We start from the raw sequence: 26124 nt of genomic DNA, 5'->3' as shown, positions 1-26124 counted from the left end.
GCTGCGGGGTTTACCAGGCCCAGTTGAATCCCAGACTGGCGCTGCCACCGGACCAGTTGAGGTCATCCAGGGAGCGCTGGTAGCCCAAGTTGAAAAAAGCGCTGCCGTATTGGCTCTGTAGCAGGACGGCACCGCCGCCGAATTCTCCCCAGGTGGCCTGGCGCTCAAGATCGGTCTGCAGGTTGCCGTCGAAGAGTAACTGGTCGTTGCCGCCGAGGGTGTGCCAGACATTCCCAAACAGATAGACGCGAAGGTTGCCGTCAAACCAGGCGGTGTCGGTGTTGTAGCCTCTGAGCCCCGCGCGAAAGTTGGCTTCCGGAGTCATGTCGGGCTCTACCCAGGAGATGCCGTCGTTAAACGCACTGAGGTTGCTGTAGTTGGCGATGACCTGCAGTTGTGGTTCCAGGTTGAAGTGTTCCGCGGCCTGCCAGGTGAAGCCCTTTTCCACAGACAGGGTCAGCTGCGGGCCGCTGATGGTGTCACCGATTCCCCGGGACGAGCGGCTTTCCAGTGTGAGGTGGGCGACTTTGGCGGTGAAGTCGAAATAGCCCATGTCCGGGCGGTAGTCGTTGAAGTAGAAGCCGATGTGGTGACTGGTGAGCTGATTCTGGCCCGAGCTGTAGTCGCTATAGCCGCGGGCGAAACCACTGACATCACCGCTGGCGCGGGTACTGCCGACGAACAGCCCGGTTTCGCGAGCGCCGCCCGTGCAGGTGGGGCCGGACCAGAGGTTGGTGCCGAGCTGAATACCGGTGATGCTGCCATCGAAGCGGTTGTCGATGTCGCCGCTCCAGTTGTAGTCGGCGCTCATATGGTGGACCCGCAGCCAGTCGTCATTGATGCCGTCAAACCAGCTGCGCTGCTCACCCCGGCGTTTGTGGTAACTGCCGATCTCTTGTAACGAGCTGAGGCGGGCGAGGGATTTGGCCTGGGCGTAGAGCGGGATTTCGGGGCGGTAGATGGGTATGGGGGCTGCCCCTGATTCCGGCGCGGCCGCAATAATCCCTTCAGAGGGAGCGAGAGATACCTGGGCGTCTGACGCTACTGAAGCATCATCAGCCACGCTACTGAAGCGGATACCGGACTGGGCGTCAGCTGGCTGTGTAACCGGAGTACTACTGGGTTGGAGGTTGGATCGCAGGTACCAATTGTTGGCGTCTTCGGGATCCTGGCTGCCACGGAACAGGAAGTATTCATAGGGGCCGGCGGACACTGAGCCGTCCATAAAAAAAGCGCTGTTTGTGGTGCTGCCGCCGTCGCGGGCTTCCACTACTAGGATGCCGTTATCGGTATCGGCTCCGTTGCCCGTGAGGCGGTTGAATAGCAGTTGTGTGCTGCCGCTGGCGCGCCCGCCGCTGATGATCAGGCGGTCGGCGAGACTGTCGTCACCACCGGCCACCATGTCCATGAGAATACTGCCGCTGCCGGTGTAGTCGCCCCGGATCAGCAGGCTGTTGGCGGTGTTGTTGCCACTCATGTTGATCACACCGTGATTGATCACGGAGAGAGGCTGGCCATTACCGGGCACTATGCCGGCGCTGAAGTAGGGCAGCAGCAGCCGGCTGCTGGAATCGATTTCCAGGAGTCCCGGCAGGGCATCGCTGCCGCCAAGTACCAGGCTGGAATCCAGTGTGAGGTCGGCGGAGTGTTCGAGCGAGATGGTCTCCCACTGCTGTAGTCTCGATGGGTTACTCAGCGAGACTCCCTGGATGCTCAGGCGGTCATTGCCCGCGCCACCGTCGATCCGTTGACCGCTGTCGATATTGGCGCGGTTGTCGCTGTTCAGGGTGTAGTGGTTGTCTTCACTGCCAAACAGTATCTGCCCATAGCCGGTGGTTGGGGCCAGACAAACTGGCAGGGCGACGATGAGAGCTGGAAGTGTGGGGCCAAATGCGGTGATACGCAGAGCGGGGGCGCCGGCGTTAAACGCACTAGCCGCGCGGGGGTACGACATAGTTCCGTCCCTGAGTCTTATTCGTCAGGCGCACATCCATTGTGGGCCCAATTGGTACGTCAGTACCGGAAGTCTAGGTCGAGAGTCTGGGGGTTGCCGGGCCTGGTGCCCGGCGGTCACAAATTTTGTCGGGCTATGCCGCGCTGTAGTGAGAGGGTAATAAAGCGGGGCTCTTGTCTGTCAATCCATTGCCAGCCAATCAAGGTCAGCCAATCCGGTGTCAGCCAATCCAGCGCGGCAGCAGGATGCAGCCCCAGGTAGTGAGCCACATCAGTAGGGAAATGGACACGGCGGCGGAGCCGGTGTCTTTGGCGATTTTGGACAGCGGGTGCTTCTCTGGCCCAACGCGATCCACCACGGCCTCTACGGCGCTGTTGAGTAGCTCGACGATCATCACCAGTAGGGTCACGCCGATCAGCAGCGCGCGCTCCACGCCGGTTTCGCCCAGCCACAGGGCGGCGGGAATCAGGAAAATGGCGAGGGATACTTCCTGGCGGAAAGCCGCTTCATTGCGCCAGGTGGCGATCAGACCCTGGCGAGAATATTCGCTGGCATCGATCAGTCGGGAGATGCCGGTTTTACCAGGTTTGTTGACGAATTCGTCTTGCATGGCTGGTTTCTTGCGCCCCATTGTTTAGGTTTGGTCGTTCAGCTTGGATGGTTCAGTTTGAGCGCTTTCGCGCGTGTATCGCACCGGGTTCGAACGGTGCTGTAGCGGATCTTAGCTTGTGAAGTGTCAATAAAATGTCATAAAAAAAGCCCGGCGTTGCCGGGCTTTTCAGGTTACTCGTCCAGGAAGCTGCGTAGGTGCTCGGAGCGCGAGGGGTGGCGCAGTTTGCGCAACGCCTTGGCTTCGATCTGACGGATACGCTCACGGGTAACGTCGAACTGCTTGCCCACTTCCTCAAGGGTGTGGTCAGTGTTCATGTCGATACCGAAGCGCATGCGCAGTACCTTGGCTTCCCGTGCCGTCAGGCCGGCGAGCACGGAGCGGGTGGCGTCGTGCAGGCCAGTGGCGGTAGCGGTGTCCACCGGGGAAGACTGGTTCTGGTCTTCGATGAAGTCGCCCAGATGGGAGTCTTCGTCGTCGCCGATGGGCGTCTCCATGGAGATCGGCTCTTTGGCGATTTTCAGTACCTTGCGGACCTTGTCTTCCGGCATCTCCATGCGCTCACCCAGCTCTTCCGGGGTGGGTTCACGGCCCATCTCCTGCAGCATCTGGCGGCTGATGCGATTGAGCTTGTTGATGGTCTCAATCATATGCACCGGAATCCGGATGGTGCGCGCCTGGTCGGCAATGGAGCGGGTGATGGCCTGGCGAATCCACCAGGTAGCGTAGGTGGAGAACTTGTAGCCGCGACGGTATTCGAACTTGTCCACGGCCTTCATCAGGCCGATGTTGCCTTCCTGGATCAGGTCCAGGAACTGCAGGCCGCGGTTGGTGTATTTCTTGGCGATAGAAATAACCAGACGCAGGTTGGCCTCGACCATTTCTTTCTTGGCGCGACGGGAACGGGCCTCACCGATGGACATGCGGCGGTTGATCTCTTTGATCTGGCCGATGTCCAGCTGGGCTTTGTCCTGGGCCTGCTGCAGTTTGCGCTGGGCGCGCTGGATCTCTTCCGCTACCTGGCGCAGGGCGTCGGAGTAGTCGCGCTTTTTCTTGATGATGGACGGGATCCAGTCATCGTTGGTCTCGTTGCCGGGGAATTCCTTGATAAAGGTTTTGCGCGGCATGCGGGCGCGTTTGATACACAGATTCATGACGGTGCGCTCTTGCTCGCGCACGTTGTCCAGAATGCTGCGCACCGCGTTGTACAACGGGTCGAATTGGCGCGGGGCCAGCTTGAAGAAGCGGAACACTTCGCCCACGGCTTCCATGGCCTCACCGGCCTCTTTGGAGTCGCGGCCGTACTTCTGGATCGCGGCATCGGCATTCTTCTGCGCGGCGATCAGGTTGTTCATGCGCTCGGCGAGCTCTTCCGGGTCGATGCCGCCGACGTTTTCTTCTTCCTCCTCGGAGGAGTCGTCATCGCTGTCATCGTCACCGTCGGACTCTGAATCATCGTCGCTATCGTCGCTTTTCGACTCCTGCGCAGCCTGGCCGGCCTGGGCGCCCGGGGGCACTTCGTCGGCGGGGTCGAGCCAGCCGGCGATCACGTCGGGGATGCGGCGCTCTTCTTTTTCGATCAGCGCGTATTCATCGATGATCTGCTGTACCGCACCCGGCCAGTAGGCAAGGGCAGCCATCAGTTCACGCAGGCCTTCTTCGATGCGCTTGGCGATGGCGATCTCGCCCTCGCGGGTCAGCAGTTCCACGGTACCCATTTCGCGCATGTACATGCGCACCGGGTCGGTGGTACGGCCAACGTCGGACTCAACCGCGGCGAGGGCGGCGGCGGCTTCGGCGGCGGCGATTTCATCGGCGGAGCTGTCGCCTTCGGCCATCAACAACTCTTCGGCATCCGGTGCTTGTTCAAACACCTTGATGCCCATGTCGTTGATCATGCCGATGATGTCTTCGACCTGATCGGGATCGGAGATGTCTTCGGGCAGGTGGTCATTTACTTCCGCATAGGTGAGATAGCCCTGCTCTTTACCGCGGGCGATCAGCTCCTTGATACGGGAAGTAGTCTGCTGCTGCTGGGTTTTGTCGGTCATGCACAACCCTGAATTCTGGGAATTGAAAGTCTGGACTTTTGTCTGGACAAAGACGCGGGATTATAACGTATCTGCGATAGCAATAACCACAGTGACTGTCAAGGCAGGCTGGTGGTTCAGGGTGTCCGGGCGCGCTTGTCTTAGGCATTCCCGCCGACTTTGGTCGGCGGGTCAGTGTATATGGAGATGTTAGTGGGGAATTCAAGGGGTTGTGTGAAAAAGCTTGGCTGACGCTAAAGATCGCCCGTTGCCTCGATTTCAGCCGAACGCTATTTGCGGCGAAATTGTGCCAGCAACGCCAGCTGTTCCGCACTGAGCTGATTGCCGTTGCTCTTCAGCTGATCCACCAGTCCCCGTTTGCGCTGTCTTTCCGCCGCCAGCTCCAGGTTGCGCAGGCAGTCGCTGAATTCGGTCTGGGGGTCGTATTCCATCCCCTGACCCTGCCCGCCCACGATGGGGTGGCTCATGGCCAGGCGCGGCAGCAGCTCGCGGGCATCTTTGCTTTCCAGGTTCATCAGGCGGCCGAACAGCTGGTTGCTGTTAAGGGCCGGGTTTTTATGCAGAACCTGAAGAATTTCGCCGAACAGCTGTAAATCGGCGTCGTTACTGTTGCGATATTGCGCGTTGTCGTCGATCAGCGTTGCCAGCTGAGGGTGGTGCAGCAGCAGCGCGATCAGCATGCGCTCGGCGGGCAGGCGGTACTGGCCGCTGCGCCGGCGCGGTGCTTCGTGGGGCTGCCCGCTGTCTTCGTGGTATTCCGGTGGCTCGTGGCCGTAGTCTTGTTCACCGTATTCAAAACCTGGCGGTGGGCCATCGTAGGCTTCTGGGGGCGGTGTTTCCTCGCCATAGCTGGGGGCCTGGAATTCTCCCGCGCTGCTTGGCGCCCCAGTGGGTTTTGTCACAGGTTTCGGCGCGGGTGCTGGGGCCGGCTGGGCCTGGCGGTTGAGTTCTGCGGCGCGGGCTTTTTCCGCGGCGATGATCTCTTCCAGCATGTCCTGTTCGAGGCCGGTACGTCGTGCCAGTTGCTGGAACATCAGCTGGCGGTAGACGCCGGCCGGCAACATGTCGAGCAGTGGAGCGGCGGCCTTGGACAGGCGCGCGCGGCCGTCCATGGTCTGGATGTTGATGCCTTCGCCTACCAGATCGAACAGGAAATCTTCCAGTGGGCGGCCCTGCTCGTCGATCAGTTGGTCGAAGCGCTCGCCGCCGATCTGGCGCACCAGGGTATCGGGGTCTTCCCCTTCCGGCAGCAACAGGAAGCGCAGGCTGCGGCCATCCTGCATGTGCGGCAGGGCCGACTCCAGAGCGCGGCGGGCGGCGGTGCGGCCGGCCTTGTCGCCATCGAAACAGAATACGATTTCCCCGGTGTGGCGGAAGGCCAGCTGTATGTGGTCCTCACCGCAGGCGGTGCCGAGGGTGGCGACGGCGCAGCGGATGCCGAACTGGGCCAGGGCCACGACGTCCATATAACCCTCGACCACGATCAGCCGCTTGAGCTCGCGGTTGGCCTGGCGGGCTTCCCACAGGCCGTAGAGTTCGCGGCCCTTGTGGAAGATGGGGGTTTCCGGGGAGTTAAGGTATTTGGGTTTGTCGTCTCCCAGTACCCTTCCGCCGAAGGCAATGGTGCGGCCGCGCTGATCGCGGATGGGGAACATGATGCGGTTGCGGAAGCGGTCGTAGTGATGGCGCTTGCCCGGTTCGTTCTTTCCCGGATTGCCGTCACTGTCGGTGCGGCGGATCGCGAGGCCCGCCAGTTCCAGCTGTTCCGCTTTCTCGGAACTGGTGCCGAGATGGTTGAGCAGATTGTCCCACCCGGGCGGCGCCAGGCCGATGCCGAACTCCTTGGCCACGGCGCCGGAAAGGCCACGGTTTTTCAGGTAGGTGATGGCGGGGGTAGAGACCTTGTGGTCCTTCAGTTTTTCCCGGTAGTAGTCGGCGGCTTTTTCCGTCAGCTGGTAAAGCGACTGGCTTTCCTGCTGGCGTTTGAGCTGCCCTGGCGCCAGCTGTTCGCGGGGGACTTCAAGCCCGAGACTGGCGGCCAGTTTTTCCACCGCTTCCGGAAACGGCAGGCGGTCGTATTCCATCAGGAAGCCAACGGCATTGCCGCTGGCACCGCAGCCGAAGCAGTAGTAGAACTGTTTGTCGGGACTTACGCTGAAGGATGGCGTTTTTTCATCGTGAAATGGACAGCAGGCGGAATAGTTTTTCCCGGTTTTGCGCAGTTTTACCCGGCTATCGACGACCGGAACTATGTCGGCACGGGCCAACAGGTCGTCGATAAAGTACTGGGGAATCTTTCCTGCCATAGGGGGCTCTTAACACGCAGCCTTTAGAAGGCCGCTTTGACCAGCTTGCTGACGGCGCCCATATCGGCGCGGCCCTGCACCTGGGGTTTTACCAGTGCCATCACCTTGCCCATGTCCGCCATGCTCACCGCGCCGGTCTCCTTCACCGCCGCGGTGACGATCTCCTGGATCTCCGCTTCGCTCAATTGCTCCGGCAGGTATTCCTGGATGACGTCAATTTCCTGCTGTTCCACTGCGGCCAGCTCCGGGCGACCGGCTTTTTCGTACTGGGCGATGGAGTCGCGGCGCTGCTTGGTCATCTTGTCCAGCAGGGCCAGGATGCGGGCATCATCCAGTTCGATGCGTTCGTCGACTTCCACGCGCTTGATCTCGGCATTGATCAGCCGCAGGGTGGCCAGGCGCCCTTTGTCACGGGCCTTCATGGCATCTTTGGTGGCGGTAGTCAGGGTTTCCTTGAGGGTGCTCATGGGTTCGTCCGGTGGTCGATTACTGTGGTTGGGTAAACAGAGGCCAATAATGGGGGATCGGGGAGAATTGGCAAGGCCCGGTTGCTCGGATCCGGGCAATAAAAAAACGGCGCGCGAGAAACCTCGGGCGCCGTCTTGTTGCGAACCGCGTTCGCATCAGCGTGCTGTGAGCGAGAGAGAGGGCTCGGTTAGAGCCTCGAACTCAGTAGAGACGCTGGAACTTGCGGTTTTCGCGCTGCATTTTCTTGGCGTGACGCTTAACAGCAGCGGCAGCCTTGCGCTTGCGTACGGAAGTGGGCTTCTCGTAGAACTCGCGACGACGTACTTCGGAAAGTACACCGGCTTTCTCGCAGGAGCGCTTGAAACGGCGCAGGGCGATGTCAAATGGTTCGTTGTCTTTGATGCGTACTGAGGGCATTAGATTACCTGTAAAATTTGTTTCTCTCTGCCAGTGCCCAAATACAGGGGTTTCTGGCGGTGGCCTTCCGGCAAATTGCTCATCTCGCGGAGTGCAATCCGGAGGCCGGTTCACAGCGAGGGCGCAAATTCTATACAGATGATCAGGCCTTCGCAAGCCTTGCCGGTGCAATCCGCGGATGCCTCTAGGGCCTCGTGGGGCTACAGAGTATGATAGCGCCCCTGCAAGTCCATCAGCAGCGGTCAAATGACCGGTTTTCTGCTCTTTGGGGCGCAATGGGCACTGAAAGACGAGCCAATACATCTTAGATTGAGGGTTTAACGAGCGCCGTGCGAGTACTCGGAATAGAAACATCTTGCGACGAAACCGGCGTCGCCCTGTACGACAGTGAGCAGGGGCTGCTGGGTCACACACTTTACAGCCAGGTGAAGCTGCACGCGGATTACGGCGGAGTGGTGCCGGAACTGGCCAGTCGCGATCACGTGCGCAAATTGCTGCCGCTGATCCGTGAAGTGATGGCGCAGAGCAACACCGAAGCCGCAGATATCGACGGCGTCGCCTATACCGCCGGCCCCGGTCTGATCGGCGCGCTAATGGTGGGCGCCTGTGCCGGTCGCGCCATTGCCTACGGCTGGGGAGTGCCCGCCATCGGTGTGCACCATATGGAGGGGCATTTACTGGCCCCGATGCTGGAAGAGCAGCCACCAGAGTTTCCCTTTGTGGCGCTACTGGTATCCGGTGGTCATACCCAGTTGGTGGATGTGCAGGGGCTCGGCCAGTACGAGTTGCTCGGTGAGTCTCTCGACGACGCCGCCGGTGAGGCCTTCGACAAAGCCGCCAAGATGCTCGATCTCGACTACCCCGGTGGCCCGCGCCTGGCGGCTCTGGCGGAGCAGGGCGATCCGCTGCGTTTTACCTTCCCGCGGCCGATGACCGACAGGCCCGGACTGGATTTCAGTTTCTCCGGCCTGAAGACCTTTACCCTGACTACAGTGCAGAAGCACGCTCTGGAAGACGGCCTGCCGGACGATCAGACCTGTGCCGATATTGCCGCGGCCTTTCAGGAGGCGGTGGTGGACACTCTGGTGATCAAATGCCGCCGGGCACTCAAGCAGGCCAAGCGCAAAACCCTGGTAATAGCCGGTGGTGTTTCCGCCAACAAATTGCTGCGCCAGCGCCTGGAAGCGCGATTGGCAGAGGACGGTTGCAGTGTGTTTTATCCGCGCCACGAATTCTGCACTGACAACGGCGCCATGATTGCCTATGCCGGCTGCCTGCGCCTGCAGGCAGGGCAGCGAGCTGACCTGGATATCGAGGTGCGCCCCCGCTGGCCCCTCACCGAATTGACCGGCGCCCTCGGCGCGGATACTACGTCGAACAAATAAGAGCGGAATAAAAGGAGATTAGTTTTGGACATCGTTTATATCCGCGATCTCAAGGTCGACACCATTATCGGGATCTACGACTGGGAGCGGGAAGTAAAGCAAACGGTCAGCCTCGATCTTGAGATGGCATTTGATATCCGTGAGGCCGCACGCACCGACAATATCGAGCACACCCTCAACTACAAGGCGGTGGCCAAGCGTCTGATCGCGTTTATCGAAGGCAGTGAATTTCTGCTGGTGGAAACCATGGCCGAGCAGGCCGCGGAAATCGTGCGCAAGGAATTCAATGTGAGCTGGCTGCGCCTGCGCCTGTCCAAACCCGGCGCCGTACGCGGTGCCCGTGACGTGGGCGTGATCATTGAGCGTGGACAAAAGCAGACCTCGGAGGCCTGAGATGGCGACCGTTTACCTGAGCCTGGGCAGCAATATTGATCGCGAAAAAAATCTGAGCGCGGGGTTGGACGCATTGGTAGAAGCGTTCGGCGATCTGCGTATGTCACAGGTGTATGAAAGCGAAGCGGTGGGCTTCGATGGCGATAACTTCTATAACCTGGTCGCCGCCATCGATACCGAATTATCGGTTGGTGAGCTGGCATTGCGCCTGCGCCATATCGAAGACGATAACGGCCGCCTGCGCAGCGGCCCCAAGTTCAGCGCCCGCACCCTGGATATCGATATCCTGACCTACGACGAGCTCACCGGTGAAGTGGACGGGGTAAAACTGCCCCGTGGTGAGATCCTCAAGAATGCCTTTGTGCTGTTACCGATATCGGAACTGGCGCCGGATATCCTGCATCCCGTTGCAGATAAAACGTACCTGCAACTGTGGGATGAATACGATCAGGATTCGCAGAAGCTGTGGCCGGTGGCGTTTGATTGGCCCGCTGCCTGAGTTCATCTGCGCGCGCCTACAGTCGACTAACCAGTGCGTCGATGTAATTGCCGGGAAGAATATGGTTGCCTTTAAAAGTGAGGTGTTCCTTCTTACTGCTTGCAATCGCGGTGTAGAGGTGCTGATTCTCTTTGTGTGATGCGAATTCATCATCACTTGCTGTGATCAGAAGCACCTCGGGGTTCACGATCCGTGAGGCGAGATTTTTTGGTGCCACGGCTGCCGTCTTGTCATCCAGGTAGGGTGGCGCCACCGCGATAACCCGGTTTATCTCCGCATCTAGCCCGCCGATCAGCAGGGCGATCTGGGCGCCCATACTGTATCCCACTAGATTCAGGTTACTGCTATCCAGCTTTTTCTGCGTGCGAATCCAGTCGATCAGAACTCGGTAGTCCTGGACGGTATTCCGGACCATTTCTTCATAGTCGGTTTTGTCTCCGAAAAAATGCAGGTTGTTCATTATCGAGCGCAGTGTCTTTTTCGGGTCCTTTCTCATGCCGTGGTACCGTGCGTCGATGGCCACTACCACATAACCTTTCTCGGTGGCACTGCGCCCGATCTCGTTGACCCGGGTTACTGTCGGGCGTCCCTTGTATGAGCCCGTCCACCAGCGTTGGTGGCTCCGCCCCATTGCGGAGATGCCGATCACTACGGGGTAGCTTTCCTGTTCTATCGATGGGTAGCTGATTTGCCCGTTAACTACTGCGCCGTCAAAACTCCTGTAGGAAAAAGAATAATTCCTATCGCCGATGTCCTTTAACGTCATTTTGATATCTTCCGGCGCCTGGTAAGTGTAGGAGTCCAAAATTTCATCCTGTGGTATCGGTTGCTGTTTTATCGCGAAAAAGGTGTACCAGAGCAGAGCGAGGAAACAGATTGCCAGGCAGGCAATAGCAGATGCTTTGACTAATTTGGATGGTGTATGGTTCATGATGAATGCCTCCTGATTGATGAAGGCACTCTACAAAGTCGTTGGTGAAACCCGGGTGAAATTTCGGGGATAGCAGGGCGATACGTACCGGGCTTATTGTGTCTTGTCAGAAAAAACGGATATGGAAATAGAAAAAGTGCCATTATGGCATTCAGCCGCGTAATGCCACTGTTGTGCGGTGAGGATCCGGTTTGCCAGGTAAAGCCCCTGCCCAATCCCTTCGCTGTTCTCTCTACTGCTCTCTCCGCGAACGCCAGCGTTAAACAAGGTCGCGGTTTCAAACGTAGTGCGAACCGGATTTTCAAAAACGATGGCATCGCCGCTGTAAAAGATGGTGAGCTTGGGCTGCAACGCGTAGCGAATGGCATTATCCAGCAGGATATCCAGAAGCAGCTCCGTGAGATGCGGGTTGCCTGTGACAGGAAGTGTGGCGGGTAGGGTAAGGTCTACCTCGAAACTGTCTTCGAGGGATATTTCCGGACGTGCCAGTAAGCGGCTCTCCAGCAGTGGGCGAAGGTCAAATGTCTTGCGCGCGAACGACTCCGATCTCGCGAGTGCCAACAGTGTGGTTACCGTCCGATTCATGTTTGCCAGTATTGCACCCAGTTCCTGGGTCTCGGAGACATTCAGGCCCTTGTTCCCGCAGAGGGTAATCGTATTGGATGCTACCGCAAGGTTGGTGCGGAACTCGTGGCTGACATCGCGCGTAAATTCCGCTTCTCTTTGTCTCGCCTGCTGAAGTTCGCGCAGATTCCGCTCCAGAGTGCGTGCGAGAAAACCGATTTCATCATTGCGGTTGCTGGTCGTTAGCGCCAGAGAGGGGGTGTTGACCGCCTGTGATTCCAACTCTCGCGCGAGAGAGAGAATCGGTCGGACGGTACTGGTAATCAGTTGATGGGCAAGCCAAAGTGCCAGCGCGGTTGTGCAAAGAAAGGTAGCGATCAGTGTCCAGACCAGTCGGCCCGACTGACTGGATACCGTGAGAAGATTACCCACTTCTGAAGCAAGGATCGCGCCTGTCTCTGGTGTCAGCTCTCGCAGGTGGTAATGCTCCTGACCGGTAACAAATAGCTCGGCTCTACGCCGTTCACCACCCAGTGCGGCTACAAACTCCGGCGGCGTTTCGGCGGGCGAGGTGTAGAGGGTGAACTGCGGTAGTCTGGGTGAAGGCAGTTCACCGTGCTCGCGAAAATGCTGCTCGATATAGTCGATCTCGCTTTTGATCAGGTTGTCGATCAACTGATCTTCAATCACATAGGCAGCGATTACGCCAATACTTGAATAGATCAGGCACAGCAGCAGGGTGAATCCCCCGAAGAGCGTGAGAACCTTGCGTTTCAGCCTCCCCTTTGGAATTTCAGTTTGCACCCGGTTGCTCCAACCGGAAACCGATACTGCTGATGGTTTTCAGCATGGGGTCGGGAAAGGGGCGGTCGAGCTGACCACGAAGACTGTAGATGTGGGATTTTAATGCATCGCTGTCCGGTGGGTTGTCCCCCCAAATGCGGTGGCTGATTTCACTGCGACTGAGTGGCTCGGGGTAGGCCCGGGCCAGTTCCCACAGAATATTAAACGTGATGGTGGTGAGCCTTAGTGGCTGCCCGTTTCTTGTCGCTTCGCGGCGGCGCGCGGAAATCCGCAAGTTACCGATATTGATTTCATCGCTGCGATGTAGCTCCCGGCGCCGTGCAAGCGCCTCGCAGCGCAGCGCCAGCTCGCGTGGATCGAAGGGTTTACAAAGGTAATCGTCTGCGCCGGAGTGAAAGCCCTGCGCTTTATCGGCAAAGGCATCGCGGGCGGTGAGCATCAGAATCGGTGTGGCAACGGGAGCCTGCTGGCGTAGCTGGCGGCAAACTTCGATGCCGTCCATGTCCGGCAGGTTCAGGTCCAGCAGAATCAGGTCGTAGATTTCGGTAAGGGCGAGTTGCAGGCCGCGTTGCCCGCCGTTGGCGAAATCCACCTGCCAGCCGTGGCCCTCCAGGAATTCACCGGTCTGACGCGCGAGGGTCGGATTGTCTTCAATCAGAAGAATTTTGAGTTGCTTCACCGGCAGCTGCCTGTCCTCTTATCCACATAATTGGACATTGTGACAAGCTACCGGTGAAATTGAAGTGAAATATGGCCGGGGTTTATGATCGGCCTGGTGTCCGATCAGCTCAGGTTTGCCAAAGCTTCCTTGGTGAATGGCACTATCTCTTCCTCGCGGCCTTGCTTCACTTTCTGCAGCCAGTTCGGATCCTGCAGTAAGGCGCGGCCCACGGCGATCATGTCGAATTCGCCGTTGTCCATGCGGCGGGTAAGCTCTTCCACGCCGGTGGGGTTGGCTGTGCCACCCATGCCCTGGTTGTTGCCGCCAATAAAGTCATCGTCCAGGCCGACGCTGCCCACGGAAATAACCGGCTTGCCGGTAAGTTCCTTGGTCCAGCCCGCCAGGTTCATGTCGGAACCTTCAAACTCCGGTACCCAGAAACGTCTAGTAGAAGCGTGGAAGATATCCACACCGGCTTCGACCAGCGGTGTCAGGAAGCGCTTCAGCTCTTCCGGGGTGTGTGCCAGACGCGCGTCGTAATCCTGCTGCTTCCACTGGGAATAGCGCAGCACGATGGCGAAGTCTTCGCCCACGGCTTCGCGCACAGCTTTCACGATCTCCACCGCGAAACGGGTGCGGTTTTCGATGGAGCCGCCGTATTCGTCGTCACGCACGTTAGTGCCTTCCCAGAAGAACTGGTCGATGAGGTAGCCGTGGGCGCCGTGGATTTCCACTCCGTCAAAGCCGACTTCCTTGGCCGCCTTGGCGGCATCCGCGAATGCGCGCACCACATCTTGAATGTCTTCTTTGGTCATGGCGTGGCCGTTGGCTTTACCAGGCTTGAACAGGCCGGAGGGGGAGTAGCCGGGCACGGATTTGTCTGGTCCGGTTCCCTCTTTGCGCACGGAGCCCACATGCCAAAGCTGCGGAATGATCTGGCCGCCGGCCGCGTGAACCTCGTCGACCACCTTCTTCCAGCCGGCCAGCGCTTCGTCACCGTAGATGGCCGGCACATTCTCGTAGCCATTGGCGGCCTTGCCGTCCACGAAGGTGCCCTCGGTAATGATCAGGCCCACTTCGCCCTCGGCGCGGCGGCGGTAGTAGCCGGCCACCTGGTCGTTGGCGACGTAACCGGGGGAGGCGGTACGGGTCATGGGGGCCATGGCCACGCGGTTGCGCAGCTTCAGGGATTTGTGCTCGAAAGGACGCAACAGGCTGTCCAGGTTACCGCTCATATCACTCTCCGAAATCTCGTTTACAGACGCTTCAGTTATCCACAGGTGGGTCCCGATGTGGGGGTAGCCACCAATAAGGTTGCGTTATGAAACTTTATTTGGTTTTTTAATGCAACCCTTTTCGCTTATACTGATTTGCATGACACGTAAACGATTTGACGATATGGGCTGCTCCATCGCCTGTGCCTTGAACGAGGTGGGAGACTGGTGGTCCCTGCTGGTGATCAAGCAGGCGATGCTGGGTACGCGGCGCTACGGTGATTTCCAGAAGAGCCTGGGAATTGCCAAGAACATTCTCTGTGACCGTCTGTCCCGCCTGGTGGAAAACGGGGTGATGACGCGGGTGGATGTGGGGGAACACGGCACCCGTTACGAGTATCGCCTGACGGAAAAGGGACGCGACCTGTTTGCGGTGGTGGTTGCCCTGCGCCAGTGGAGTGAGCGCTGGAATGGCAACAAGGATTCCATGCAGCTGGTCGCACGCACTAGTGGTGAAGCGATTGCGCAGGTGGCGGTGCAGGATCGCGACGGCGAGGTGCTCACGGTGCGCGATGTGCTGTTTGTGGATAACGAGGGGCAGCCAATAGAGCAGGCTGGCTGAGCCTGTTGTTCGCGGGTGCGAGGACGGGCGGCTGACAGCGGCCGCCCGTTTTCCCCTCTGTATTTCGCTGCCGGTTATCGGCTTATTTCTCGCCGTTCATTACCTTTCTTAGTAGCGCCTGGTGCCGGCGCAATTCCGGTTTATTCTCCAGAATTTCCTCTTCAGACAGCCCCTTCAATTCGTGGGGAACACCAGCCATTCGTCGGTTTTGTGCAGGTAGTAATCCGGCTCCTGATCGGTGCGATTGCGTGTGGGCTTGAAGTAGGGGCAGGCAATGCGGATTTCCGGGGTATTCTTTTTGCACGCCTTGCGCAGGTCGGTAATCGCCTGCTGAATGCTGAGTCCGGTGTCGTAGACATCGTCGACGATCAACAGCTTCTGGTGAGACTCCACCCGTTTGATCAGATAGGTGAGCCCGTGCACGATCACTTCCTTGCTGCGCTGGTCGACGCCGCTATAGGACGAGGTGCGGATGGCGATGTGGTCGGCGTGGAAGCCGAGAAAATCGAACATCTCCTGCACTGCGATGCCAATGGGCGCACCGCCGCGCCAGACGCCGACGATATAGTCCGGGTGGAAGCCGCTCTCGACGACTTTCAGGGCCAAGGTGAAGGAGTCCTCCAGCAGTGACTGGGCGGAAATAAACTGTTTGTCGCTCACAAGGTACCTCGAGCTTTTAAATGTTGAGGCTGCGGCCGCCGTCTACGGCGATGACCTGGCCGGTGATATAGGGAGCGTCAGCGGCGAGAAAGCGCACGGTACGCGCAATGTCTGACGGGTCACCGCTTCGCTGCATGGGGATTCGCGCCAGAATCTGCTCCTTGTTATAGCCTTCACTCTCCTGTTCTGGCCACAGAATCGCACCGGGGGCTACGGCGTTGACCCGTATCCGCGGCGCCAGCTCCCGTGCCAGGCTCTTGGTCATCATCACCAGCCCGGCTTTGGCGGCGCTGTAAATGGTATGGCCGGGCATGGGCTTTTCGGCGTGGATGTCTGCTAGATTGACGATGCAGCCACCGGCATCCGCCAGGGCGGGCGCCAGTGCCTGGCTGAGAAAGAAGGGCGCCTTCAGGTTGCTGCCCATCAGTTCGTCCCACTGCTGCTCGTCGGCGTCGCCGATGGGGGTCGGGTAGAAAGCGGAGGCGTTATTTACCAGCAGGGAAATTTCGCCAAAGCAGATGATGGCGGCGGTGGCCAGCTGCTGGCAGTCCGCCGCACTACCCAGTTCGCTGTGTATGGCTACGGCAGAGTTGGCGCGGCGGTGATTCAGTATTTCCGCCAGTGACTGCGCCGCCTGAGAGGAGTGCCGGTAGTGGATCACTATCTGGTGGTCCCGATGTAACTCCTCAGCGATGGCGCGTCCAAGTCGGGCGGCGGCACCGGTGATCAGGGCTGTGGCCATGGTGGTATTCCGTGTGCAGAAATGATCGGCGGCAGGCCGGGTTTTACCCGGGGGTGCCGTAGGTATTTTTCAGGTTGGTCAGCGCTTGCAGTCGCGCCCGATCCAGGGCTTTACCCAGTTCGGCACCTTGGAAGCCCTCGGCAATCAGGACCTGGGGATCGACATTGGCGGCCGCATCCCGGGCCGCGCGCAAATAGTCGACCTGTGGGTACTCCCTGTCCTCCAGGCCAAGGCGGCCGCGGGCATCGGCCTCACAGCTTTCCAGAAACTGTTCGAATCGTTCCGGCCGCCGCAGGGCGTCCAGCGCACGCAACATTTTCAGAATGGTTTGCGGGCGCAGTTCAAACGCTTTGTGGCAGTGCAGATGGTATTCACATACGCCGAGGGAGAGCGCGGTAATCGGGTTGGGAACACGCAGGCGCTGGCAGACCTCTTTTACCAGTGGCAGTCCCGCGGCCTCGTGTCCGCGGTGGCTGGGAAGTACATGCTCCGGCGTTATGCCCTTGCCCAGGTCGTGCACCAGTACCGCAAAGCGTACCGGCAGGTCCGCTGGCGCCTGGCGCAGGGCCCGCAGTATATGGTCGCCAGTGTCCACTTCCGGGTGGTGCAGCGGCGGCTGGGGTACACCGAACAGGCAGTCCACTTCCGGCAGCAGTACCTTCAGGGCGCCGCAGTCGCGCAGCACCTGGATGAATATGTCTGGCCTGGGTTCGGTGAGGGCGCGGCTTATTTCCTTCCATACCCGCTCGGGTACCAGATGTTCCACTTCCCCTGCATCCACCATGCCCCGCATCAGCGTCATAGTTTCCGGGGCGACAGAAAATCCCAGCGGCGCGTAGCGGGCGGCAAAGCGTGCGACCCGCAGAATACGCAGCGGATCCTCGCTAAAGGCGGGTGATACGTGGCGCAGCAGGCGGGCGTCGAGGTCGGCGCGGCCCTGGTAGGGGTCGATAACCTCGCCATCTTCGGTTTCCGCCATGGCGTTGACCGTGAGATCCCGGCGCTCCAGATCCTGCTCGAGGGTGACATCGGGACTGGCGTAGACGGTAAAGCCGCCGTAACCGTGGCCGCTTTTGCGCTCGGTGCGGGCGAGGGCGTATTCCTCGCCAGTTTGGGGGTGGAGAAATACCGGGAAGTCTTTACCTACGGGACGAAAGCCCTGGGCCAGCATCTCGGCCTCGGTGGCGCCGACGACGACCCAGTCGCGCTCGTGCACCGGGCGATGGAGGAGTCTGTCGCGAACCGCGCCGCCAACCAGGTAGGTTTTCACGATCCGCCCCCTGACTGAGGGTTGCTTCCAGAGTCACGGAATCTGTTGGTCAAAAGGGGGGCGGAAGATGCCATATAAGCCGCTGAACCTGACAAAACGTCGGAAAAACCCGCGGGTATCAGGTAAATACTAGGGAATTGAAGGTCGGGGAAGATAAAAAAAAGGCCCCAAAATTACAAGGGGGCCCAGGGTCTTAGGGTATTCGTGAAGAGAGAATCCCAACAAGCTCGTGTGCGCCAGGTTTCCCGAAGATGTCTGTATTTTTCTGTAAATAGTTACAAAAGGCTACAGAATCGGGGTAGATAGCGCATGTTGCTGGCGGTTAAATGACCTCATGCAACATGCTGTCCATTCTATTTAACCTGTCTTAACTGTCAACCGTAGCAATCAAACTTTTATTGAGGGATGTGCCAGTTGGTTCGTTAAACATATATAGGCATAGAATTAACGCCTGTTTATTTGGTTTAATTCAGCATAATTAATAACTAAATGCGCGATTCGTGGGGGATAGTAATAAGATGAGCGAAGTGCATGTTCTTACCACCGGGGAAGCGGCTCGCTACTGCGGAGTGAATTTCCGTACCGTCATTCGCTGGATTGAGCGTGGCCAGCTGAAGGCGTACAAGCTGCCGGGCCGCGGAGATCACCGTATTTGTGTGGAAGATTTCGTCGGCTTCCTGCGGGACAACGCTATGCCGGTGCCTGCCGAGCTGGGAAGCGCCAGCCGCAAGGTACTGCTGGTGGCGAATTCACCGGAACTGATTGCCGGCCGCCAGCTGCTGCAGCAGGCCGGGTTCGAGGTGGATATTGCCGGGGACAGTTTCAGTGCCGGCGCGCTGATGGTAACGGCAAAGCCCGTATTACTGGTGCTGGACACCAACCTGGACGGCGTTAACGGCTTTCAGGTCCTGGATATGATCCGCTCGAAAGGCGAGTTCACCTCCCTGAGCGTACTGGTGATTGCCCCTGAGGGTGACCCGAGCCAGCAGCGTTGGCTGGACGCCGGTGCCGATGCGGTGGTTGCGGCGTCTTGTGACCGCAATGAGCTGGTCGGACGCATCAACCTGTTGATGGATGTCTGATGATCGGCGCAGTTGGAGTCAGCCGCTGAGTTTCGACTCATAGGCTGGACTTCAGGCGTGCTGACCCCGGGCCGATTTTCACATCGGCTTGGGCACCAACATGGATTCTTCTTCCTCCGATCTGTCTCTGCCCATTTCCGGGCAGTGGAAGCTCGCGGTAATGTCATCACCGTTGAGGCTGTGCAGGTGCACGTCAAATCCCCACAGGCGGTGCAGGTGACGCAGAACCTCGCTGGTATCCCGGCCCAGTGGTCTCCGCTGGTGCTGGGTGTGATGCAGCGTCATTGAGCGGTCGCCGCGGGTGTCCACCGAATAAACCTGAATGTTCGGTTCGCGATTACCCAGGTTGTACTGCCCCGCTAGCTTGGCCCTCAACTCCCGATAACCATCCTCGTTGTGGATGGCATTCACCACAATTTCCTTCTCGCGATCGTCGTCGGAAATGCAGAAAAGTTTCATGTCCCGCATTACCTTCGGGGACAGGAACTGCAGAATAAAACTCTCGTCCTTGAAATCGCGCATGGCGAACTGCAGGGTTTCCTTCCAGTTACTGCCGGCGATATCCGGGAACCACTCTCTGTCTTCATCCGTGGGGTTTTCACAGATGCGACGCAGGTCGGTAAAAATGCTGAACCCGAGTGCGTAGGGATTGATACCGTTGTAATAGGGGCTGTCGTAGGGCGGCTGATAGATGACACTGGTGTGGCTCTGCAGAAACTCCATCATAAAGCCGTCGGTCACCTTGCCTCGGGCATAGAGTTCGTTCAGCAGGGTGTAGTGCCAGAAGGTCGCCCAGCCCTCGTTCATCACCTGGGTCTGGCGCTGCGGGTAAAAATACTGGGCCAGCTTGCGCACGATGCGCACCAGCTCACGCTGCCAATTCTCCAGTAATGGCGCATTCTTTTCGATGAAGTACAGGATATTTTCCTGTGGCTCTTCGGGAAAGCGCCGCGTGTAAACCTGTTCTTCCGCACCGCCCATTTTGGGGATGGTGCGCCACAGGTCATTCAGTTGCCGCTGCCGGTATTCCTCGCGCTCCTTCTGGCGGCGCTCTTCTTCGTGGGCGGAAATGGGGTAAGGGCGTTTGTAGCGGTCCACCCCGAAATTCATCAGCGCGTGGCAGCTGTCAAGCAGCGCCTCCACTTCGTCTACACCATGGCGCTCTTCACAGCGGGCAATATAATTTTTCGCGAACAGCAAGTAGTCGATAATGCTGCTGGCATCGGTCCAGGTACGGAACAGGTAATTGCCCTTGAAGAAAGAGTTGTGCCCGTAACTGGCGTGGGCAATGACCAGCGCCTGCATGGTCATGGTGTTCTCTTCCATCAGGTAGGCAATGCAGGGGTTGGAGTTGATCACAATCTCGTAAGCCAGCCCCATGCGCCCGCGCTGGTAATTGTTCTCCACACTGATGAACTGTTTGCCGAAGGACCAGTGGTTGTAACCCACCGGCATGCCCACGGAAGAATAGGCATCCATCATCTGCTCGGAGCTAATGATTTCTATCTGGTTGGGATAGGTTTCCAGGCCAAATTCCTTGGCCAGCAGCGCAATTTCCCGGTCGTACTCCTGAACGAGTTCGAAAGTCCACTCGGAAGTGGTGGAGATGGGCTGCTTGTTGGTGATCGCTGTATCTAGCATCAGGCGGCAACCTTCTGTGAAAAGAGTTGGCGGAATACCGGGTAGATATCCTGCACATCGATAATCTGCTCCATCGCAAAGTGCTCCGGGAAGGCCCGCTCAACACTCTGGTATTCATCCCACAACGCCTGGTGATCCCGCGGGGTAATTTCTACATAGGAGTAGTACTGCACGTGGGGCATGATGTCGTCGATCAGGATTTTGTGGCAGGTACTGGAGTCGTCATTCCAGTTGTCGCCGTCGGACGCCTGGGCACCATAAATATTCCATTCGCTGGCGGGATAGCGATCACGCATGATGTCGCGCATCATTTTCAGTGCGCTGGAAACAATGGTGCCGCCGGTTTCACGGGAGTAGAAAAACTCCTGTTCATCCACTTCCTTGGCGCTGGTGTGATGGCGAATGAACACCACCTCGGTGTATTCGTAACTGCGCTGCAAGAACAGGTACAGCAGTAGGAAGAACCGCTTGGCCATATCTTTGGTGGCTTGGTTCATCGAGCCGGACACATCCATCAGGCAGAACATGACGGCTTTGGAGCGGGGGCGCGGCTGGCGTACCAGCAGGTTGTATTTCAGGTCGAAGTCGTCGAGAAAGGGAATGCGATTGACGCGGCTTCTCAGGTCCTCGATCTTAAGGCGCAATTCATCCACCTTGCGCTGGTCGCGCAACGCGGGATCTTTTGCTTCTTCAATCTCCAGTTCCTGCTCAAACAGTTTCAGGTTGCGACGCTTGCCGCCACTGAGGGCAATACGGCGGGCATTGGCGGAGCGCATGGAGCGGACCACGTTTAACCGGCCGGGGGTGCCTTCATTACAAATACCGGCGCGCACGACCTGGAAGGATTCGTTACCTGCCAGTTTGCGTTTGACCATGTTCGGCAATTCCAGGCCTTCGAACATGAAGTCGAGGAATTCTTCCTGGGAAATCTGGAAGGCAAATTCATCCATGCCTTCGCCGCTGTCGCTGGCACCGCTGCCGCCACTGCCTTGCCCCTGTCCCTGGCCTGGGCGGGGGATACGGTCGCCGGTAATGAATTCTTTGTTGCCAGGAAGTACTTGTTCCATATGGCCGCCGCGGCCATTGGAGAAAATGGGTTCGTTGAGGTCGCGGGTGGGAATGCTGATCTTTTCGCCTTTGTCCATGTCGGTAATGGACCGGCTGTTCATGGCTTCGCCGACGGCTTTTTTGATGTGGGATTTATAGCGCCGCAAGAAACGCTGACGGTTGACGGTGCTCTTCTTCTTGCCGTTCAGGCGACGGTCGATGATGTAGCTCATTGTAATACTGCCTTATGTTGCGGTGTCCGCTCCTGCCGCAGTGCGCGAGTCGTCGCGCGCTGTGGCAGGGCAATCACCGTAAGACTTCGAGACGCTAAACCGCTCTGAACTTACTGCGATTTACGCACTCGCAGGTACCACTCGGAAAGCAGGCGAACCTGTTTCTCGGTATAGCCGCGCTCTACCATGCGGTCGACGAAGTCTGCATGTTTTTTCTGATCGTCCGCCGATGCCTTGGTGTTGAACGAGATTACTGGCAGCAAGTCCTCGGTGTTGGAGAACATTTTCTTCTCGATGACAGCGCGCAGTTTTTCGTAGGAGCGCCAGTCCGGATTCTTGCCCTGGTTGCCGGCGCGGGCGCGCAGGACAAAGTTGACGATCTCGTTGCGGAAGTCTTTCGGGTTGGAAATGCCTGCCGGTTTTTCGGTTTTCTCCAGCTCCTCGTTCAGGGCGGCACGATCGAGGATTTCGCCCGTTTCCGGATCGCGGTATTCCTGATCCTGAATCCAGAAGTCCGCATAAGTCACGTAGCGGTCGAAAAGGTTCTGACCGTACTCGGCATAGGATTCCAGATAAGCGGTTTGGATTTCCTTACCGATAAATTCCACATAGCGCGGTGCCAGGTACTCCTTGATAAAGCCCAGGTAGTTTTCCTGCACTTCCGGCGGGAACTGTTCCTGTTCAATCTGCTGTTCCAGTACATACAGCAGGTGCACCGGGTTGGCGGCTACCTCGGTGGCATCGAAGTTGAATACCTTGGACAGTATCTTGAAGGCGAAGCGGGTGGACAGGCCGTTCATACCTTCATCCACACCGGCATTATCGCGGTATTCCTGAATGGTTTTGGCTTTGGGGTCTGTGTCCTTCAGGTTCTCACCGTCGTAGACCCGCATTTTGGAAAAGACACTGGAGTTGTCCGGATTTTTGACCCGGGACAGCACCGAGAACTGGGCCAGCATGCGCAGTGTATCGGGTGCGCAGGGAGCCTTAGAGAGCGAGCTGTGTTCCAGCAGTTTGTCGTAAATTTTGATCTCTTCTTTCACCCGCAGGCAGTAGGGGACCTTGACGATATAAATACGGTCGAGGAAAGCTTCATTGTTGCGGTTGTTGCGGAAGGACTGCCATTCGGACTCGTTGGAGTGGGCCAGGATTACCCCGTTGAAGGGGATGGCGCCGAGGCCTTCGGTACTGTTGTAGTTGCCTTCCTGGGTGGCGGTCAGCAGTGGATGCAGCACTTTGATCGGTGCCTTGAACATCTCCACAAATTCCATCATGCCCTGGTTGGAGCGGCACAGGCTGCCGGAGAAACTGTAGGCATCCGGGTCGTTCTGCGGGAAATCTTCCAGCTTGCGGATATCGACCTTGCCCACCAGTGCGGAAATGTCCTGGTTGTTCTCGTCGCCCGGTTCGGTTTTGGCAATGCTGATCTGGTCGAGAATCGAGGGGCGAATTTTCACGACCTTGAATTTGCTGATATCGCCCTTGTACTCGTGCAGTCGTTTAACCGCCCAGGGGGACATGATGGTGTTCACGTAGCGGCGTGGAATACCGTAATCCTCTTCAAGGATCTGGCCATCCTCGGTGGGCGAGAAAAGAGCCAGTGGCGATTCGAATACTGGTGAGCCCTTGATGGCATAAATCGGGATCTGTTCCATCAGCGCCTTGAGGCGCTCGGCGAGAGAAGATTTACCGCCGCCGACCGGGCCGAGCAGGTACAGGATCTGTTTCTTCTCCTCCAGCCCCTGGGCCGCGTGACGGAAGAAGGAGACGATCTGTTCGATGGCCTCTTCCATTCCATAAAATTCATTGAACGCTTTGTAGCGCTTGATCACTTTGTTGGAAAAGATGCGCGACAGTCGCGGATCACGGGAGGTGTCCACCAGCTCGGCTTCGCCAATCGCCATCAGCATGCGCTCTGCGGGAGAGGCATAGGCACTGCGGTCGTTTTTGCACAGCTCCAGGTACTCCTGGATGGTGAGTTCTTCCTCCTGAATCGACTCGTAGCGTTCCAGGTAGTGATTGAATATCGACATGGTGTACGACTCCCTGTAGCGTACCGCGTCAGTAACCGGCCTCCTGCCGTGGAGTGCCTACCGCGCTGCAGCGTAGTGATGACCGCGAATACTTCTCGCAACGAATGCTGAAGAGCGCTGACGCGCGAGAACGCTATCTTTATTACCTATTGATTGCGCGACGGTGCTGCTGTCGCAACAGGGGGACTGCTATCAGTTCCCGCACTTTCAGGATAGCCACCGCTGTAGCTTTCAATGGGGGAAGGGCTCAAGATGGGTAGATTCTGGCGTCAGTTTTGCGAAAGCCGTTTACGGCGTAAAATGCCTCATTCGCTTTTAACGCCCTCTGGGTAGCCAGCTGGCCCCGTTGAAAGCAGTGAATATCGCGACAAGAATACGACCATAAAAGGAAGATCATGAAAGTTCTGGTAACCGGTGGCGCCGGCTATATTGGCAGTCACACCTGTGTGGAGCTTCTCGAGGCGGGGTTTGAGCCGGTTGTGGTGGACAACCTTTGCAACAGCAGCGAAGAGGCTCTGCGGCGGGTTGAGGCCATCACCGGCAAAACGGTACCTTTCCACAAGGTGGATATCGCCGACGCCGAGGGATTGCGGGAAATATTTCGCCAGTATTCCGTCAGTGCCGTTATCCACTTTGCGGGGCTCAAGGCCGTGGGGGAATCCGTTTCCCAGCCGCTGCGCTATTACCAGAACAATGTTGCGGGCACGCTCACGCTGTGCGAAGTGATGGAAGAGTTTGGCGTGCACCAGTTGATCTTCAGCTCTTCGGCCACCGTCTACGGCGACCCCGCCACTGTGCCCATTCGCGAAGACTTCCCCACCGGTGCGACCAACCCCTATGGCGCCAGTAAACTGATGGTGGAAGATATGCTGCAGGACCTGTGCAAGGCACCCGGCAGCCAGTGGAAAGTCAGTTTGCTGCGCTATTTCAATCCCATCGGTGCCCACGAGAGTGGCACCATCGGCGAAGACCCCGCCGGCATTCCCAATAACCTGCTGCCCTACGTGGCCCAGGTGGCGGTGGGGCGCCTGCCGCAACTGCAGGTCTTCGGTGACGATTACCCGACCCCGGATGGCACCGGTGTGCGCGATTATATCCACGTGGTCGACCTGGCCCGTGGCCATCTGGCGGCGCTCAGTAAGCTGCAGAAAGCGGAGACCGAGGCCGGCTGTTACACCTATAACCTCGGCACCGGTCGCGGCAGCTCGGTGCTGGAAATTGTGCGCGCTTTTGCCGAGTCCTCGGGCAAAGAGATTCCCTTCAATATTGTTCCGCGCCGTCCTGGCGATATTGCGGAATGTTACGCGGATCCCGCGTACGCGGAGATTGAGCTGGGCTGGAAAGCGGAGTTCGATCTCAAGCGCATGGTGGTCGATACCTGGCGTTGGCAGTCGCAAAATCCCAACGGTTACGCGGAGTAAATCGGTTGCGGATACGCGGGCACTACACTACGGAATAAACGGGCCTTCGAGCCCGTTTTTTATGTGTGTCACCGTTGGGTATACCCTTGGGGATAGGTCAGGAATTGACAGGCCTTTCCGGGATCGCGGTGTAATAGCCTGTAATGTCGGACTCTTGATTTGGAAGGCGATTCGCATAACTATTTCGTACAACTAGTTCGTATATCTATGCGCCAGTATCTTTGCCGGCTTGGGTAATCGGTCCGCAGCAAGCGAATAGATAGCGAATTCATAGATAGAATCGCAAATCGACATGGAAAGGAAGCCTTATGGAACCCACTGCTGTACCGCCCGCTGCCGGGCTACTGGACGAAACCCCGTCATCGCCTGAGCCCGTGGCCGGACCAAACCCCTGGCGAGCGGCCGGCTGGTTGCTGGTTTTTGTGCTGCTGAATCTGGTATCTGTGTTTCTGTATGTTGGTGGCTACGGCGGATACCTTGGTGCGCAGCTGGGGGCTCAGGGCGAGGTGGTTGACCCGGTGGCGATACAGGCTCAGGTGATGGAGCATATGGGCACGCCGTCGGGTATGGCGGGCATGTATCTGGCCCAGATTGCGCTGATTTTGCCGGTATTGTTGCTGGTCGCTCGCTTCAAAACCCAGACCGCGGGACAGACGCTGGGGATTCGCTCATTTCCGCAAAAACTGGCGTTGCCCTGGGTGGGCCTGCTGGTGGTATTTCTTGCGGTGCAGGCGGTCGTGGTTCAGGTGTTCGATGTCGAGCAGGGCGAGTTCATGCATATGCTCGCGGGCAGCAAGCATCTGTTGCTGGCACTGGTGCTGGTGTTTGCAGCACCGCTGCTGGAGGAGCTGGTGTTCCGCGGATATCTGTTTCGTGCCTGGAGAAATACCCGCCTCGGGTTCAGCGGCACCCTGCTGCTGACCTCGACGCTGTTTACCCTGTTGCACTGGGGGCAGTACAACGTGATTCAGTTGAGTTTCATCTTCGCCCTGGCACTGCTTCTAGGCATCGCCCGCGAGAAAAGCGGCTCGGTGTTGCTGCCGATGTTACTGCACCTGTGCAATAACCTGGTGGCGGCGGTGGTGGTCGTCTATCTCGGTATTTTGTGATTTTGCT

The 26124-nt window shown here is 58.1% G+C and carries 23 protein-coding genes; 7 read left to right on the top strand and 16 right to left on the bottom strand.

The window, feature by feature from the left end:
- Window positions 1-10 precede the first annotated feature (10 nt).
- From GRX76_RS00480 to rpsU, 6 genes are all read right to left on the bottom strand, one after another.
- Window positions 11-1954 (bottom strand): autotransporter outer membrane beta-barrel domain-containing protein, encoded by a 1944-nt coding sequence (locus GRX76_RS00480; protein WP_160151498.1) that lies wholly within the window; start codon window positions 1952-1954, stop codon window positions 11-13.
- A gap of 220 nt (window positions 1955-2174) precedes the next feature.
- On the bottom strand, window positions 2175-2564 hold the full coding sequence (locus GRX76_RS00475) for a diacylglycerol kinase (RefSeq protein ID WP_201276871.1): 390 nt from the start codon (window positions 2562-2564) through the stop codon (window positions 2175-2177).
- A gap of 173 nt (window positions 2565-2737) precedes the next feature.
- Window positions 2738-4615, bottom strand: coding sequence for an RNA polymerase sigma factor RpoD (gene rpoD / locus GRX76_RS00470; RefSeq protein WP_160151496.1), 1878 nt, complete (start codon window positions 4613-4615; stop codon window positions 2738-2740).
- A gap of 269 nt (window positions 4616-4884) precedes the next feature.
- Window positions 4885-6921, bottom strand: a complete 2037-nt coding sequence (dnaG, locus tag GRX76_RS00465) for a DNA primase (protein WP_160151495.1) — start codon at window positions 6919-6921, stop codon at window positions 4885-4887.
- 23 nt (window positions 6922-6944) lie between these two features.
- Complete coding sequence (locus GRX76_RS00460; RefSeq protein WP_160151494.1) at window positions 6945-7388, bottom strand: GatB/YqeY domain-containing protein; 444 nt, start codon at window positions 7386-7388, stop codon at window positions 6945-6947.
- A gap of 202 nt (window positions 7389-7590) precedes the next feature.
- On the bottom strand, window positions 7591-7806 hold the full coding sequence (gene rpsU, locus GRX76_RS00455) for a 30S ribosomal protein S21 (protein WP_010133379.1): 216 nt from the start codon (window positions 7804-7806) through the stop codon (window positions 7591-7593).
- Between the two features lie 329 nt (window positions 7807-8135).
- Between rpsU and tsaD the strand changes: the two genes are divergently transcribed.
- The 3 genes from tsaD to folK are packed head-to-tail and all read left to right on the top strand — an operon-like array spanning window position 8136 to window position 10083.
- On the top strand, window positions 8136-9191 hold the full coding sequence (tsaD, locus tag GRX76_RS00450) for a tRNA (adenosine(37)-N6)-threonylcarbamoyltransferase complex transferase subunit TsaD (protein WP_160151493.1): 1056 nt from the start codon (window positions 8136-8138) through the stop codon (window positions 9189-9191).
- Window positions 9192-9215: 24 nt separating this feature from the next.
- Complete coding sequence (gene folB, locus GRX76_RS00445) at window positions 9216-9584, top strand: dihydroneopterin aldolase (RefSeq protein ID WP_160151492.1); 369 nt, start codon at window positions 9216-9218, stop codon at window positions 9582-9584.
- 1 nt (window position 9585) lies between these two features.
- Entirely contained in the window at window positions 9586-10083 is a 498-nt protein-coding gene (gene folK / locus GRX76_RS00440) for a 2-amino-4-hydroxy-6-hydroxymethyldihydropteridine diphosphokinase (RefSeq protein ID WP_160151491.1), read from the top strand.
- Window positions 10084-10099: 16 nt separating this feature from the next.
- Here the strand turns inward: folK and GRX76_RS00435 are convergent, their stop codons facing one another.
- From GRX76_RS00435 to GRX76_RS00420, 4 genes are all read right to left on the bottom strand, one after another.
- Complete coding sequence (locus tag GRX76_RS00435; RefSeq protein WP_160151490.1) at window positions 10100-11014, bottom strand: dienelactone hydrolase family protein; 915 nt, start codon at window positions 11012-11014, stop codon at window positions 10100-10102.
- 93 nt (window positions 11015-11107) lie between these two features.
- Window positions 11108-12382 carry a HAMP domain-containing sensor histidine kinase gene (locus tag GRX76_RS00430; RefSeq protein WP_160151489.1) on the bottom strand — a complete coding sequence of 425 codons (1275 nt, stop codon included), beginning with the start codon at window positions 12380-12382 and terminating at the stop codon, window positions 11108-11110.
- Complete coding sequence (locus GRX76_RS00425) at window positions 12372-13061, bottom strand: response regulator transcription factor (protein WP_160151488.1); 690 nt, start codon at window positions 13059-13061, stop codon at window positions 12372-12374. The genes GRX76_RS00430 and GRX76_RS00425 overlap by 11 nt, the downstream gene beginning before the upstream one ends.
- Before the next feature lie 104 nt (window positions 13062-13165).
- On the bottom strand, window positions 13166-14278 hold the full coding sequence (locus tag GRX76_RS00420) for an NADH:flavin oxidoreductase (RefSeq protein WP_160151487.1): 1113 nt from the start codon (window positions 14276-14278) through the stop codon (window positions 13166-13168).
- A 139-nt stretch (window positions 14279-14417) separates the two neighbouring features.
- On the opposite strand from GRX76_RS00420, the gene GRX76_RS00415 reads away from it, so the two are divergent.
- Window positions 14418-14879, top strand: a complete 462-nt coding sequence (locus GRX76_RS00415) for a helix-turn-helix domain-containing protein (RefSeq protein ID WP_160151486.1) — start codon at window positions 14418-14420, stop codon at window positions 14877-14879.
- A 174-nt stretch (window positions 14880-15053) separates the two neighbouring features.
- Here GRX76_RS00415 and GRX76_RS00410 read toward each other — a convergent pair whose 3' ends face one another.
- The 3 genes from GRX76_RS00410 to GRX76_RS00400 are packed head-to-tail and all read right to left on the bottom strand — an operon-like array spanning window position 15054 to window position 17551.
- The gene (locus GRX76_RS00410) at window positions 15054-15539 is read right to left on the bottom strand and encodes a phosphoribosyltransferase (protein WP_370463937.1); all 486 of its coding nucleotides are present in this window, start codon (window positions 15537-15539) and stop codon (window positions 15054-15056) included.
- A gap of 16 nt (window positions 15540-15555) precedes the next feature.
- Window positions 15556-16281, bottom strand: coding sequence for a pteridine reductase (locus tag GRX76_RS00405; protein WP_160151485.1), 726 nt, complete (start codon window positions 16279-16281; stop codon window positions 15556-15558).
- Window positions 16282-16324: 43 nt separating this feature from the next.
- Window positions 16325-17551 carry a multifunctional CCA addition/repair protein gene (locus GRX76_RS00400; RefSeq protein WP_160151484.1) on the bottom strand — a complete coding sequence of 409 codons (1227 nt, stop codon included), beginning with the start codon at window positions 17549-17551 and terminating at the stop codon, window positions 16325-16327.
- Between the two features lie 518 nt (window positions 17552-18069).
- Here GRX76_RS00400 and GRX76_RS00395 point away from each other — a divergent pair.
- Window positions 18070-18633 (top strand): response regulator, encoded by a 564-nt coding sequence (locus GRX76_RS00395; RefSeq protein WP_160151483.1) that lies wholly within the window; start codon window positions 18070-18072, stop codon window positions 18631-18633.
- Between the two features lie 78 nt (window positions 18634-18711).
- Here GRX76_RS00395 and GRX76_RS00390 read toward each other — a convergent pair whose 3' ends face one another.
- From GRX76_RS00390 to GRX76_RS00380, 3 genes are all read right to left on the bottom strand, one after another.
- A complete protein-coding gene (locus GRX76_RS00390) occupies window positions 18712-20274 on the bottom strand; it encodes a SpoVR family protein (protein WP_160151482.1) in 1563 nt (520 codons plus the stop codon).
- The gene (locus tag GRX76_RS00385; protein ID WP_160151481.1) at window positions 20274-21554 is read right to left on the bottom strand and encodes a YeaH/YhbH family protein; all 1281 of its coding nucleotides are present in this window, start codon (window positions 21552-21554) and stop codon (window positions 20274-20276) included. The genes GRX76_RS00390 and GRX76_RS00385 overlap by 1 nt, the downstream gene beginning before the upstream one ends.
- Before the next feature lie 110 nt (window positions 21555-21664).
- Window positions 21665-23587 carry a PrkA family serine protein kinase gene (locus GRX76_RS00380; protein WP_160151480.1) on the bottom strand — a complete coding sequence of 641 codons (1923 nt, stop codon included), beginning with the start codon at window positions 23585-23587 and terminating at the stop codon, window positions 21665-21667.
- A gap of 395 nt (window positions 23588-23982) precedes the next feature.
- Between GRX76_RS00380 and galE the strand changes: the two genes are divergently transcribed.
- Together galE and GRX76_RS00370 are read left to right on the top strand one after the other, a co-directional pair.
- A complete protein-coding gene (gene galE, locus GRX76_RS00375) occupies window positions 23983-25008 on the top strand; it encodes a UDP-glucose 4-epimerase GalE (protein WP_160151479.1) in 1026 nt (341 codons plus the stop codon).
- A 308-nt stretch (window positions 25009-25316) separates the two neighbouring features.
- Window positions 25317-26117, top strand: coding sequence for a CPBP family intramembrane glutamic endopeptidase (locus GRX76_RS00370; RefSeq protein ID WP_160151478.1), 801 nt, complete (start codon window positions 25317-25319; stop codon window positions 26115-26117).
- Window positions 26118-26124 lie beyond the last annotated feature (7 nt).

It is taken from the genome of Microbulbifer sp. ALW1, assembly GCF_009903625.1.
Classification (GTDB): domain Bacteria; phylum Pseudomonadota; class Gammaproteobacteria; order Pseudomonadales; family Cellvibrionaceae; genus Microbulbifer.
The sequence above is the reverse complement of the archived record's forward strand: the minus strand, read 5'-3'. Positions and strand labels throughout refer to the sequence as shown.

Excerpts from the sequence above, each read along its gene's own strand:
- GRX76_RS00460 (WP_160151494.1), bottom strand. The coding sequence starts at position 7,388 with ATGAGCACCCTCAAGGAAACCCTGACTACCGCCACCAAAGATGCCATG.
- GRX76_RS00420 (WP_160151487.1), bottom strand. The coding sequence starts at position 14,278 with ATGAGCGGTAACCTGGACAGCCTGTTGCGTCCTTTCGAGCACAAATCC.
- GRX76_RS00380 (WP_160151480.1), bottom strand. The coding sequence starts at position 23,587 with ATGTCGATATTCAATCACTACCTGGAACGCTACGAGTCGATTCAGGAG.
- galE (WP_160151479.1), top strand. The coding sequence starts at position 23,983 with ATGAAAGTTCTGGTAACCGGTGGCGCCGGCTATATTGGCAGTCACACC.
- GRX76_RS00480 (WP_160151498.1), bottom strand. The coding sequence starts at position 1,954 with ATGTCGTACCCCCGCGCGGCTAGTGCGTTTAACGCCGGCGCCCCCGCT.
- GRX76_RS00415 (WP_160151486.1), top strand. The coding sequence starts at position 14,418 with ATGACACGTAAACGATTTGACGATATGGGCTGCTCCATCGCCTGTGCC.
- GRX76_RS00395 (WP_160151483.1), top strand. The coding sequence starts at position 18,070 with ATGAGCGAAGTGCATGTTCTTACCACCGGGGAAGCGGCTCGCTACTGC.
- GRX76_RS00435 (WP_160151490.1), bottom strand. The coding sequence starts at position 11,014 with ATGAACCATACACCATCCAAATTAGTCAAAGCATCTGCTATTGCCTGC.
- GRX76_RS00370 (WP_160151478.1), top strand. The coding sequence starts at position 25,317 with ATGGAACCCACTGCTGTACCGCCCGCTGCCGGGCTACTGGACGAAACC.
- GRX76_RS00385 (WP_160151481.1), bottom strand. The coding sequence starts at position 21,554 with ATGAGCTACATCATCGACCGTCGCCTGAACGGCAAGAAGAAGAGCACC.
- folK (WP_160151491.1), top strand. The coding sequence starts at position 9,586 with ATGGCGACCGTTTACCTGAGCCTGGGCAGCAATATTGATCGCGAAAAA.
- GRX76_RS00475 (WP_201276871.1), bottom strand. The coding sequence starts at position 2,564 with ATGCAAGACGAATTCGTCAACAAACCTGGTAAAACCGGCATCTCCCGA.
- GRX76_RS00405 (WP_160151485.1), bottom strand. The coding sequence starts at position 16,281 with ATGGCCACAGCCCTGATCACCGGTGCCGCCGCCCGACTTGGACGCGCC.
- rpoD (WP_160151496.1), bottom strand. The coding sequence starts at position 4,615 with ATGACCGACAAAACCCAGCAGCAGCAGACTACTTCCCGTATCAAGGAG.
- dnaG (WP_160151495.1), bottom strand. The coding sequence starts at position 6,921 with ATGGCAGGAAAGATTCCCCAGTACTTTATCGACGACCTGTTGGCCCGT.
- GRX76_RS00390 (WP_160151482.1), bottom strand. The coding sequence starts at position 20,274 with ATGCTAGATACAGCGATCACCAACAAGCAGCCCATCTCCACCACTTCC.
- rpsU (WP_010133379.1), bottom strand. The coding sequence starts at position 7,806 with ATGCCCTCAGTACGCATCAAAGACAACGAACCATTTGACATCGCCCTG.